The organism is Streptomyces sp. NPDC059037 (assembly GCF_042740015.1).
GTDB lineage: Bacteria > Actinomycetota > Actinomycetes > Streptomycetales > Streptomycetaceae > Streptomyces.
In genome coordinates this window covers 1-12,087 of record NZ_JBHYIG010000290.1, presented here as the reverse complement: position 1 = coordinate 12,087, position 12,087 = coordinate 1, and the positions used below count along the sequence as shown (strand labels likewise).

Below are 12,087 nucleotides of genomic sequence, written 5' to 3'. Positions count from 1 at the left end.
CAGCCCCATGACACTGGAGCACCACCATGCACACTGAGAACGACACCGACCCCGATTCCTCCCGTCGTCGGGGATGGTTCGGCCTGGGCCGACGAACAGCAGCAAGCTGGAGCGTTCGAGCCCCTAACGGGGCTTCGTCCGCGCTTGCCCCCGCCCCTGGGGAGGCGGAGGAGGAGGCCGGGCGCCAGCGGGCACCCGAGCTGGGGGAAGGGGTGGCCGAGCCCAGCGCCGAGCAGCCCGTCGCTGACACCACCCCGCACGACGAGCCGCCCGCCGACACCGCTGCCCCTCAGCCCGAGTCACCTGCCCGCCCGCCGTTGCCCGTCGAGCAGCCCTCGTGGCGTGAGCCCGACGCCCCCACGCTGCCCGCGCGCATGAACCGCAAGCGCACAGGCGAGAACCGCGACCAGGACAAGAAGATCCGCTTTACCCCGACCGCGGTCCGCATCATCGACGAGGCAGCCAAGCGGCGACGTCTGACGTTCGCCGGGTTCGTCGGCGACGCCGCCCTGGCGGTCGCGCTCGGCAAAGCGGACATGGTCGGCAGCCCGGAAGACGATCCGATCCGCCCGCTGGTCGAGGCCGTCGAGGCCCACACCAAGGCGCTGAACCGCATCGGCACCAACCTCAACCAGATCATGGGCGCCATCCACTCCGGTGCGATACCCGAGCGCACCGAGGCCGTCCTCGACCTCATCGAGCAGGCCGCCAAGGCCAGTTACGGCCTGATGGACCAGCTCATAGAGGAAGGTGCCGCTCATGGTGCCTGACGTCTCCACCGGCTCCGACACCCGCGGCCTGATCAACTACCTCTTCGGGCCGGGCCGTCGGGACGAGCACACCGACCCGCACATCGTGGCCGCCTGGGACATGGCCGGCGCCCCCGACCCCGGCCGCAACCCCGAGGTCACCTACACCCAGCTCGCCCGCCGCCTCGACCACCATGTCGACCTGCGCACCCGTGAGCTGGGCGGGAAGAAGCCTCCGAAGCACGTGTGGCACTGCCCGGTGCGCACCGCGCCGGGCGACCGCTACCTGAACGACGCCGAGTGGGCTGAGGTCGCCCGCCGCGTCGTCGCCGCCACCGGCATCGCGCCCGAGGGCGATGACCAGGCGTGCCGGTGGATCGCGGTGCGGCACGCGGAGGACCACATACACATCCTGGCCACCACCGTGCGAGCCGACGGGCGCCGCCCGCGCACGAACCGGGATGGCTGGCGAGCGCAGAAGGAGTGCCGCAGGATCGAGGCCGAGTTCGGGCTGCGCCAGCTCAAGTCCGGTGACCTGACCGCGCCCAAGACGCCCACTGGGGCGGAGCGGGCCAAGGCCGAGCGCCTGGGCCAGGAGATGCCCGCGCGAGAGTGGCTGCGCGAGCAGGCGTATGCGGTCGCTGCCGCCGTGCACAGCATCGACGACTACTTCACCGTGCTCCAGTCACTGGGCATCCAGGTCAAGCCGCGCGTCAGCGCCAAGACCGGTGAGGTGGACGGCTACAGCCTGGCCGCCCCCGGCGACACCATCTTCTTCGGCGGCTCCAAACTCGCCCCCGACCTGTCCTACAACCGCCTGGCCGAACGCCTCCCCACCCAGGAGGTGACTGATCGGCCCAAGGAGGTGGCGGACCCCGCCGAGCCGTGGCGCCGTACCGAATCCGCCATGTACACGGCTCGCGCCGTCCTCGACTCGGGCGACGATGCCACCGCGCAGGGCCACCTGGACGCCTTCGCCGACACCCTGCACAACCTGGCCCGCAAGGCACCCGGTCCACACCAGGCCGAACTGCAGGCAGCAGCAAGGGCGTTCAACCGCGCCCGCCGCTCCGCGATCCGCGCCGACCACCAGGCCACTACCGAACTCCGCCACGCCGCCAGGGAACTCACCCACACCGCCAGCATTCCGGGAGGACTCGCCATCGCGCTCATTTTCACCGCCCTGCACCTGGCCCGCGCCGCCGCCCACTGGCACCAACAGCGCGGCCACGAGCAGCAGGCCGCAGCGGCCGAGGAAGCCTTCCGCCACCTCCAGGCGACCTACCGCCACACCGCCGAGCCCGCCCTGGCAGACCTCGCCCAGCGCGTTCCTCGCCCCCAGACCGTCCAACGCTTCGAGGCCGCCGTGCGCCAGGCCGTCCCCGACCACGCCGACCGCATCCTCACCGACCCCGCCTGGCCCGCCCTAGCCGCCATCCTCGCCCGCGCCGAGACCGCCGGACACAAAGCACAGCGCCTCCTCGCCGAAGTGGCCGCCCAACGCGAACTCGACACCGCCGAGCACCCCGCCGAGGTCCTCACCTGGCGCATCACCGCACAGCAGAACAAGCGGGCACAGACGGCGCGTGCGCAGAGCAATCGCAGCCCGTCCACCCCGCGAGCCACGACGGAACAACCGGTCGCCTACACGCCGCCGCTACCTCGTCCGCACCGGTCACGGTGAACACGAACCCCTGTCAGGCAGGTGACGGTGTACGACTCGGAGCCCGCCCGCCACCGCTATCGGCGGCAGACGAGGATGCCGCCGAGGCAGTGGATCTCGAACGCCCCATGCCGGGCGATGTGTTCGTCCAGAATGGCGCGCGCCCGCTCGATCGTGGCCTCGAAGGGCACGTCGTGCTGGTCCGCCCACGCCTGGTACGAGGCCATGTGCGCGACCACGGGTTCTGCGTCGCGGACGCTGATGGTGCCCGGCAGTTCGATCGTCTCGACGTGGCCGAACTCCTCGCCGAGGAAGGCCGGCGCCTTCTCCAAGGAGAACCGGGCGCTCAGCGAGATCCGCGCAGGGCCACGACCCGTGCCGAGGACGTCACCGGCCGCACGCACCCACAGCTCGTCCAGCTCAGCCTTGTCGCGGTCGCTGTTGGTCGAGGCGACCAGCAGACCGCCAGCCGTGACGACGCGGGAAAGTTCGCGCACCGCCTTGGCGATGTCCGGGGCGTGGTACAGCATGTGCAGCGCCAGGGCTGCATCCACGCTCGCGGTCCCGATGGGGAGCCTCGCCACGTCCGCCACCACGACCGCGCCAGGCACGTCGGCGAGGATGCCGGGCGCGATGTCCAAGCCCAGTAGATCGAGATCAGGCCGGTCCTGGCGCAGCCGCTTGATGAACTTACCGTTCCCACAGCCGACATCGACGACCCGCCCGTGCACGGCGCTCAACTGCTCGGTGACGGTGCCGGGCAGGTCATGGCGAGGCGTCTGCCACTGATAGAGGGACTGCCGCGCGGCAAGGTCCCGGTCACCGTTGTAGGCGCTCCCGGCAAGGCGGTTGCGGTCGGTGACAGCGGCGTCGTGGGCGGCGGAGAGGTCGGTCACGTCGGCAGCTCCGGAGGACGGGCGGCGGGAGGGGCCGCGAGGACGGCCGTGTGCTGGATGCGCTCGCGCAGCTGGGTCGCCTGCGCAGCTCCACCGTACTGTCGTCCGTCCAACTCCCGTCCGAGATCGACCAGCCTCCGCACGATGCTTGCCGATACCCGCTCCACCGGCGCATCGAGCACGAAGCCGACCATCGCCTCGGTGCCGTCGAGGTCGTCCAGGAGCATGTGGCCACGGGCGAGGTCGAGATGGGAGGCGAAGAGGTCACCGACGGACTGGTCGTCGGCCTCAGCACCGCGGTAGAGCCGGATCGCCGTATCCGCGCTGGCGATGGCCTGCTGGACGTGGGCACGACCGCCGATGGCCAGGTGTGTCGTCCCGGCATAGGCGAACTGTTTGGCGGCGGGGAAGGTGAAGACTCCCGGTGTGTCGTCGCGCCCGAGCATCCCCTCGCGGGAGCGTTCCGCATCCGCCAAAGCGATTGCGGCGCCCGCCTTGTCACCTGCTATCGCCAGTGAACGCGCCTCCAGGCTCGCGAGCCTGGCGCCGATGCTCCCTCCCACTCGGTGCTGGCGCCCCGCCTGGGCGAGCCGGGCAGCCTGCTCGTAGCGCCCCGTCCAGTAGGCGATCAGGGATTCCACTGCCCGCACCCAAGCCAGCATCCCCTCGTGTCCGGCTGCCTCGGCGCACACGCGGGCAGTACGGGCGTGGGTGGCCGCCGAGTCGTAGTGCCCCAGGTCCAGGCAGACGTGGGCGCACAGCCCGCACAGTCGCGAGGCCGAGACGTACAAGTCGCTGGTCTGCTGAGGTCGTTGACGTCCACGCAGCAGGTCGAAGACGCCATCCCGCAGCTGTTTGATCTCGACGTAGAGCTCCAGCAGGGGGTGGCTGACGTACGAGCGCGCGAGCCGTGCCACATCGGCCTCCAACTGCTCCACGACCAGCTGGTCGGCATTGCGCTGCGCGATGAACCTGGCGAACTCTGCCGACGACGAGGCATCCGCCGACACGGCGCCGGCCACGGACCGCTCGGCCGGACTCGGCATCGCCGGGCCATCTGCGCCCTCCACACCTTCCTCATCTCCACGGAGCCGCCTGGTGATCGCGACAGCGCGGTCGAGGACCCCGACGTCGACCACGAAGACCTGGGCCAAGTGGCTTCGGGTGTACGGGACCGGGATGCGCGCCTCACGCTCGTAGCGCCCGATCTCCTTGCCGGTCATCGCGGCACGCCCCTCCAGGGCGTTGTACTTCTCGGCGACCTTCTGCTGGGTCCAGCCGCGCCCTTTGCGCAGGCCGAGGAGCAAGGCACCGATACCCGTTTCGCCCATCCCATCTCCCCGGCACATATTGATTCTGGCCCCCATAGTGGCCCCCTGCTTGGCCCCCATGCTGGCTCCCGCCCCAAACGAGCGACAGCGGTTGGCTGTTGGACATGGCCAACAGACCGCGTGGTGAACCGGAGCCAGAGCGCACCGCGGGCGCCGCTACGCAGCGCACGATGCTCTTCCCTCGGCGCGAGCTCACCGCACACGATGCCCGCGAGTTCGTCGCTGCGGCCCTTACCCAGTGGGGCCACCGCGAACGCCTCGACGACATCCGGCTGTGCACGTCGGAACTCGTGACAAACGCCCTGCTGCACGGGACGTCCACCGACGACGCGATCCTCGTCCGCATCGAGTTGCACAACGCGCAGGTGCTCGTCGAGGTCCACGACGGCGGCGAAGGCACTCCCAGACAACGCCAAGTCCAGAACGGCAGCGACGACGGACGCGGGCTGTTCTTGGTCTCCGCCGTCGCCGATGGCTGGGGCGTCGCAGCCCGCGAAGGCCCCGGCAAACGCGTCTGGGCGTTCTTCAAGGTCCCGGTGATGAGCACGTGCTGATCCCCAGCCGCGCCAACGAACCACACGCGCTGGCCGCCGGATTGATCGCTTCTCTGGCCACCACCACCTGGCTCGACACCGATCCAACCGGCGCCACGCTGTGCGGTCTGCTCCTCGTGCCGCAGCCGCCCCGCAACCCGTACGAGACACCTGTGATCATCGAGCGGCGCATGCACACCGTCGCTACCGCACTCGGTCTCGGCCCCGCCACAGCGCGACCGCCCGACATCGGACCGCGCCTGCGCCCGCTCAGCCCGACGGACGTTGCCCTGCGGTTCGAAGGCACCCCCTACCGCAAACGCATACCCGCAGGCAGGCCCTGGACGCTGCTCCTGCGCCAGCAGACGCCGGTCGCCCTCGTACTGGGCCTCGACGCGCTCTCGCGCGGCGCCGCCCCCGCCGAGATCGACGCCTACCTCGACCAGGCCACACGCCAGCAACGGCTTCTCTTCGGCCACACCCGGACCGAATGAACTACTCCCCGACACAAGGGAATTCGCCGTGACCATGCACCCCGTCTCGCCGAACACTGTGCTCGCCAACGCCCTCCACCACGCCGAGGACGTCCTCACCCCACGCATCCTGGCCGAACCACCCGAGCGCATCGTGCTGGTCGTCGGCACCCAGATCAACGGCGCCCCGCACATCGGCACCTCGCTGGTCCAGTCCCTCGCCTTCGCCATGGCCGCCCGTCTCCGAAACCGCTTCGGCCTGCCGACGGAAGTCCTCTTCAGCGCCCTCGACAACGCGCCCTACGACCTGACCACCGACTCAGTGACCGGCCACCGCTACCAGCGCGCCTACGCCCAAGCCCTTGGCTACCAGGCCCTCACCGACCTCGTCGCCGCCCTGTACGAGCCCCTGTTCACCGCTCTGTCCCGGCGCCTGGGCATCCCGTACCGCGTCGAGACGTACACCCAGCAGCAAGCCGGCGAGCACTTCCGCCGCACCTGGTTACGGCTCCTCCCCCGCATCGACGCCGCCCGCTGGTGGATCGCCCCTTCCACCGGCACCCCGCACATCCGCGTTCCGTGCCCGTACGTCGGATGCGGGTGGGCCGAGAAACACGCCGAACGCACCCAGGTCCGCCCGACCGGCACAGAGGCCGCCACGGTGACCGCCATCTGCCTCCACCACGGCCCCTACGAGGCGACCATCAACCCCACCACGGGCGCGTACCTGGACCTGGCCACCCTGTACCGCAACCTCGTCAAGGAACTCGCCCTGTCCAGCCCGCGCGGCACGCTCCACGTCATGGTCAAGGGCGGCGACTGGGTCTTCGGCTCCCACCTCGTCGACGAAGCCCTCCAGGCCGTGGGCCTCACGCGAACCCGGCTCCCCGCCCGCCTGTTCTGCCCCCAAGTGGTGACCGACACCGGCGCGAAGCTGTCCAAGTCCCTGATACGCGAGGGCCACGCACCCTTGCCTGACGGCGCCGCCGACTGGATGCTCGACACCCGGCAGTGGCCCGGCTCGTTGCCCCAGTACGCCGACCAACTCCTCAACCTGACCGAGACCCTGCTCTCCGACCCCCGTCACTTCTTCCGCGCATACTCGGCTGCCGAGATCGGCCGCATGATGACGGCACCAGCACCCAGGAGCGTCCCCGCCTCATGACCGACACCACCGCCCGCGTCCACGAACTCAACCTCTACCGCAAGTACTTCGACCTCGTGGCCGCGGGCACCAAGACCATCGAGGTGCGGGTGAAGTACCCGCACCTGGAGGGCCTCGCCGCAGGCGACACCATCCGCTTCCGCATCAAGGGCACCGACGAGACCTGCACCGTGCAGGTCCTCCGCGTCTCCGAGTACCCCAACTTCGAAGCGCTCCTCGACGGCGAAGGCCCAACCAACGTCAACCCAACCACCACGCGCCACGAGCAACTCGTCAACATCCGTGCCATCTACGGCCCGGATAAGGAGGCCCTCGGTGCCCTCGCCATCGAGATCGAGTTGTCGCGCGCTCTGCCGTGAGCGATGCGGCTCAGGCCGAGACAGACAAGCTCATTGTCAGTGCCGTGCCTCATCATGCTCGGCATGGCAGATTACGCCCTCACCAACCTCGGGCCGCACCGGTTCGAAGAGCTGTCCCAGGCCCTAGCTCTCGCGACGCTCGGGCCATCCGTAGAGATCTTCGGAGACGGCCCCGATGGCGGTCGCGAAGCCTCGTTTCAGAGCCCGAGACGCTTTCCTACGCCCGAGGCGCCCTGGGCCGGCTATGGGGTGCTGCAAGCCAAGTTCCGCAAGCGCCCAGAAGGCACTGCCAAGGATGCCGAGTGGCTGATTGAGCACATCAGCTCCGAGCTTCGTGCGTGGGCCGATCCGGATTCGAATCGCGTCCGAAAAGGACGCCTGCCTGAGTACCTGCTCATCACGAGCAACGTGGTCCTCTCATCGGTTCCGGGCAGCGGGGGTATCGACCGCGTCCAGCAGGCGCTGAGGGAGCGTGTGCACGAGCTGCAGCTCCCGCTCAAGGGATGGGAGGTCTGGCACTACGACAAGATCTGCCGGCTGCTGGACAATAGCGAGGACGTTCGGCACGCCTACGCCGATGCAGTGTTGTCGGGTGATGTGCTGGCGCGGCTGCATGACCACATCCAGCGGCTGGAGGCCAACCACGCTCCTCCAGGCATTCACGCAATCCCTGGTCTTCCGAGCGAGCTCCGCCGTCTATTCGGACGTGAGGCGGAGATCGACGAGGGGCGAAGGTTCCTTGAGAGCCCCCATCGTGACAGCAGAGCGGCTGTAGTAGTGACCGGCCCACCTGGGATCGGCAAGAGCGCCGTCGCACTGCGTCTCTCACGACTCGTTGCAGACATCTACCCGGATGGGCAGTTCCACGTCGACCTCTCCTTGGCCGCGGGCGAAGGGGATCCCGTAGATCTGGTGCTGGCGCTGTTGCGGACAATGCGCCCTGGCGAACCGCTTCCTGAGGGCCGCGCACAGCAACTCGCTGCGCTTCGCGCGACGCTGTCCGACAGTAGGGTCCTGCTGCTCATCGACGACATCGTCTCTGAGGAGGCGCTCCGTGAGGTGCTCCAGGTAGACGGACCTTTTGGCTTGGTTTGTACGAGCCGGGCAAAGCTGAGCGGGCTGACAGCGCTGGTGACTCTCATCGAGCTCGGGCCGCTGCCCGACCGCCACGGTGAAGAGCTGGTCAGGGCAGTGGCTGGGCCTACTCGGCTGACCGACGGACAGGTGAGCATGCTGGCCGAGGCGTGCGCCGGGCATCCCCTGGCCCTACATGTGGCAGCCGCTCACCTGGCACGCCGACCCAAAGTCAACGTTGACCGGTTCCTCGACGAGATCACAAGCCCTGACCGCGGCCTGAGAGCCCTACGGGCGGGGCAGACCGCACTGGAGCCCGTGCTCGAGCGAAGTTACAGCGCGCTCAGCCCAGAGCAGGCAGATCTCTTCACCACTCTTGGGATCCTGCCGCATATGTCCGTCACCCCGGACGTGGTTGCTGCTGCTATCTCACCTCAGACTGACCTCGATGAGGCCCAAATCGATGCCGCAACAGAGTTGCTGGACTCATTGTTCGAGCTCAGCCTCATCGAACAGATCGACGAGGACCGGTTTGTATTCCACGACATTCTGCACCGCTTCGCCCGCCTGAAAGCAGCCTCGGCCACAGCGGAACACCGTGAATCCGTTATCAGGCAGACCTGCCTCGTGCTTGCTGTTCGGATTCAGGCGGCAACCGAATCGATCGGCTTCGTGGACAAAGAAGCAAAGGTACCCGCGCAGGGCAATGCGGACTCCCTGCATGTGCTGAACGCCGATCGTCCCGGTGCCGTTGCCATGACCGAACTAGCTGGCCAACATCAAGTGTGGGCACCACTCGTCGCTCTCGCCTCCGACCTCACCGCGTCGCTGTGGCACGGCAGTCACTGGAGAGATCTGGGCCGGATCTATGAGTGCGTTCTTGAAGCTGGCACGCAGTCCGGGAAACCTGCATGGGCGGCATCAGCTCTATACAACCTGGGCATGGTGGCTGGTCGCCTGGGAGACACACAGCGAGCTGCCGACCTGTATCAACGAAGTGCAGAGACGGCCCACGAGGCCGACAATCTGTACCAGATGCACATGGCGCAGATCGCTCTGGGATCTCTGCTCATCAACCTCGGGCGAGCTCGTGACGCCATCCCGTTCCTACGCAACGGATTGCCGTTCTGGCGAATCATCGGGGACAAGAGGATGCTGGCCCATGCCCTGGGGAATCTAGGCCAGGCCCACTTGGCTATTGGCCAGGTTCGCCGAGCTGACCATTACCTGCACAACAGCAGGAACTTGTCTCGCATGGACAGCCATACGGAGCTGTGGAACCGCGGGGCACTTGCCGCGCTGTTGCGCAGGACTGGGCGACTGACTGAGGCGGCTCGGGATGCCTCACTCGACATCGAGCGGGCACGAGCCGTCGGGAGCCGGGAGTGGGAGGCAAAGGCAATGATGGAACTCGCCGAAACTCCCCTGGAGGAACGGCCGGCCTCAGCCCCCGTTCAGCCCTTGCAGGCCGCGCTTGCTATCTATCAAGACACCGGTGACGTTCAGGGACAGGTCCGGGCTCTGTTTCGAATCGGCAGTCAGGCCGCGGAGCGTGCAGACATCCACCAGGCCGCGGAGCACCTCGGTGAGTGCGCTGACCTGGCCGCCGGGATCGGCGACTACGAGCACGCGGCTCGAGCGCTGGCCTATTTGGCCTCCTACCACGGTGGCGTCGGCCATCTCGATGAGGCGGAAACCTACTTCGCCGATGCCCGTGACATGGCCAAGCACCTGGGGAACCCGATCGTAATTGCCCAGACTCTGCAGAAGAACGCCGAATACCTGTGGCACCGGGGTCGGATTGGCGAGACCGTTGCCTACCTGACGGAGGCAGTTCAGCTACTGGAGGGGACCGATGAGAAACGCGGCTTGGCTCAGGCCAAAGCCGCGCTCGGGGAAGCACTTCTCGTCGCGGGCAGGTGGCAGGAGGGCGCCCTGGCCCTGGATTCGGTGATCTCGGTGATGTCGGACGAGGCGACCCCCGCCACGCGGGCTCAGGCGTCCCGTGCCCTCGCCGTCCTCTACTCGCGCCGGGGCCTCTACAAGGAGGCCATGTCGACGATCACCAAAGCGCTTGACCAGAGTGAGCGGGCTGGTGACAAGTCGGCCGTCCTGCACTGCAGGATGGCCCTGGCCAATGTGCAGGCCCGAAACGACAAGTGGACCGAAGCACTCGATCAGTACGACAAGGCCGCCGAACTTGCCGCAGAGCAGAAGGACCTTCATGTGCTCCTCACAGCCCGTGGCATGGCCGCCGTGTGCCGACTTCACGGCGAGGAGAAGGAGCAAGCCGTCGCTGAGATCGTCAAGCTGATCCCGGTGACCGAGCAGTTGGGCATGCAGTCGCTTGAGGCAGCCCTTCATCTCAACGTCGGATCGCACCATGCACACTCCCGTGATCACGAGGAGGCGATCATCGCGTTCCATAGGGCGCTGGTTCTCACCGAGCAGCTCGAAGATGCCACGCTGCAGGCCCCCTGCCTGCTCAACTTAGCTCGTTCCTGCTGGGCGCTTGGCGACACCGAGCAAGCACGCGCCCATGCACTCAAAGCCTTCGATCTACACCAAGAACTCGGCGGTTGGTCAGACGCGGGTGACGCGCTTGTGCTGCTCAGAGGTCTGCACTTGGACTCAATGCACGGCGTTCCCGGAGAGCCGACGATCGAGGAATTGCTGGGCACCGAGCGGAAAGTCGACAACCGTGTCCTGGAGGCCATCCGCGCTCGCCTTCGCACTGTCAGTGATGGAACGGTCATCAAGGCTGATCGGAAGGCCAGCCATACCGCCACTGCCCCCACTCTCGGGAGAAGGATCAACGTCTCGGATGCCGTCCGGGAAGCGCTGTCCGGACTGGACATCAAACAACTAACCGCCCACCTCGGGAACTCTCGACAGACATGCGCCGCCTGCAACCTCGTGATCGACGAGACAGGGGAGGCCGAATTGCTCCTCATGGAGCACCCAGGGATGAATCGCCTCATGCTGCGGTTGGCACACCCTCACTGCGTAGCCTCCAAGGTGGTCCAGCTGAAGGGCAGGGCACCGAAGGACCCGAAGGTCAATTTCGAAGTTGAATGCATCCTGTTCGGCGGGGACAAGGTGGGGATCATCGCTGACTGCTACGGCGGATGGGTCTCGCACAGCGACGGGCAGGTGCAGGATCTCGTCCTGGCGAAGTACCGCGATGCAGGATTCACTGACCTGCAGAACATGCTCTTGACTGACGGCGATAGGCCGCTGGACATGCGCGATATTCCAGGCGTCAACAGCAGTGACGTCAAGGCACGACTCGAAGGCAACGACATCTCCATCACCGGACCAGACGGCCAGCTCCTGCACCGCATGCCACTCAATTTCCTCCCCCGTTGGTACCAGGGAGCGGCTGAGGGATCGCTGATCGTCGTGATGGGCAGGAACCTGCAGGGCATGGCGGCCGATGACCCTTCCTACCTGGTGCGCGCCATCGCCACGGGAAACGCTGTCGGCGGCACCGTGCCGCTGACCGTGGTTCGGCCCGGCAGGAACCACCCATGCCCATGCATGATGCGCACCGGACGAAAGTTCAAGCACTGCTGCGGGCGCATCGCTGTCGCGAAGTAGCTCCAGCAGTCCGCACACAGTCCGCAAGACACCCGATCAGGACCGTCGCGAGCCATCGCCAACAATCAAGAAAAGGCCAGGTCAGCGACCTACAGGGAAGATCCCTGCAGGTCACAGACCTGGCCGTTTACTTGGAGACCAAGAAGTGCTGTGATCCGACGGGGAAGGACACGCGTGCGCGGGGGGCGGCGGCGCCGGGGGGGGGGGCGGGGGGGGGCCCGCGGGCGCTGGGCGGGGGTGGTGT

At 67.5% G+C, this 12,087-nt stretch carries 9 protein-coding genes; 7 read left to right on the top strand and 2 right to left on the bottom strand.

What is annotated here, in order from left to right:
* The first annotated feature begins 212 nt into the window (after positions 1–212).
* Both ACFWY6_RS38065 and ACFWY6_RS38060 read left to right on the top strand, forming a co-directional pair.
* Positions 213–770: a hypothetical protein gene (locus ACFWY6_RS38065; protein ID WP_384700402.1), complete on the top strand. Its 558-nt coding sequence runs from the start codon at positions 213–215 to the stop codon at positions 768–770.
* A complete protein-coding gene (locus ACFWY6_RS38060; RefSeq protein WP_384700400.1) occupies positions 760–2,433 on the top strand; it encodes a relaxase/mobilization nuclease domain-containing protein in 1,674 nt (557 codons plus the stop codon). The genes ACFWY6_RS38065 and ACFWY6_RS38060 overlap by 11 nt, the downstream gene beginning before the upstream one ends.
* Positions 2,434–2,489: 56 nt before the next feature.
* Here ACFWY6_RS38060 and ACFWY6_RS38055 read toward each other — a convergent pair whose 3' ends face one another.
* Together ACFWY6_RS38055 and ACFWY6_RS38050 are read right to left on the bottom strand one after the other, a co-directional pair.
* Complete coding sequence (locus tag ACFWY6_RS38055) at positions 2,490–3,308, bottom strand: class I SAM-dependent methyltransferase (protein WP_384700398.1); 819 nt, start codon at positions 3,306–3,308, stop codon at positions 2,490–2,492.
* Complete coding sequence (locus ACFWY6_RS38050; protein WP_384700396.1) at positions 3,305–4,639, bottom strand: XRE family transcriptional regulator; 1,335 nt, start codon at positions 4,637–4,639, stop codon at positions 3,305–3,307. Before ACFWY6_RS38050 ends, ACFWY6_RS38055 begins: the two co-directional genes overlap by 4 nt.
* Before the next feature lie 104 nt (positions 4,640–4,743).
* On the opposite strand from ACFWY6_RS38050, the gene ACFWY6_RS38045 reads away from it, so the two are divergent.
* From ACFWY6_RS38045 to ACFWY6_RS38025, 5 genes are all read left to right on the top strand, one after another.
* The gene (locus ACFWY6_RS38045; protein WP_384700394.1) at positions 4,744–5,193 is read left to right on the top strand and encodes an ATP-binding protein; all 450 of its coding nucleotides are present in this window, start codon (positions 4,744–4,746) and stop codon (positions 5,191–5,193) included.
* On the top strand, positions 5,187–5,666 hold the full coding sequence (locus tag ACFWY6_RS38040; RefSeq protein WP_384700392.1) for a hypothetical protein: 480 nt from the start codon (positions 5,187–5,189) through the stop codon (positions 5,664–5,666). The genes ACFWY6_RS38045 and ACFWY6_RS38040 overlap by 7 nt, the downstream gene beginning before the upstream one ends.
* 28 nt (positions 5,667–5,694) lie before the next feature.
* Positions 5,695–6,810, top strand: coding sequence for a hypothetical protein (locus ACFWY6_RS38035; protein ID WP_384700390.1), 1,116 nt, complete (start codon positions 5,695–5,697; stop codon positions 6,808–6,810).
* Positions 6,807–7,169, top strand: a complete 363-nt coding sequence (locus ACFWY6_RS38030; RefSeq protein WP_384700389.1) for an ASCH domain-containing protein — start codon at positions 6,807–6,809, stop codon at positions 7,167–7,169. The genes ACFWY6_RS38035 and ACFWY6_RS38030 overlap by 4 nt, the downstream gene beginning before the upstream one ends.
* Before the next feature lie 63 nt (positions 7,170–7,232).
* A complete protein-coding gene (locus ACFWY6_RS38025; protein WP_384700387.1) occupies positions 7,233–11,843 on the top strand; it encodes a tetratricopeptide repeat protein in 4,611 nt (1,536 codons plus the stop codon).
* Positions 11,844–12,087: the final 244 nt, after the last annotated feature.

Excerpts from the sequence above, each read along its gene's own strand:
- ACFWY6_RS38060 (WP_384700400.1), top strand. The coding sequence starts at position 760 with ATGGTGCCTGACGTCTCCACCGGCTCCGACACCCGCGGCCTGATCAAC.
- ACFWY6_RS38050 (WP_384700396.1), bottom strand. The coding sequence starts at position 4,639 with ATGGGCGAAACGGGTATCGGTGCCTTGCTCCTCGGCCTGCGCAAAGGG.
- ACFWY6_RS38045 (WP_384700394.1), top strand. The coding sequence starts at position 4,744 with ATGGCCAACAGACCGCGTGGTGAACCGGAGCCAGAGCGCACCGCGGGC.
- ACFWY6_RS38030 (WP_384700389.1), top strand. The coding sequence starts at position 6,807 with ATGACCGACACCACCGCCCGCGTCCACGAACTCAACCTCTACCGCAAG.
- ACFWY6_RS38025 (WP_384700387.1), top strand. The coding sequence starts at position 7,233 with ATGGCAGATTACGCCCTCACCAACCTCGGGCCGCACCGGTTCGAAGAG.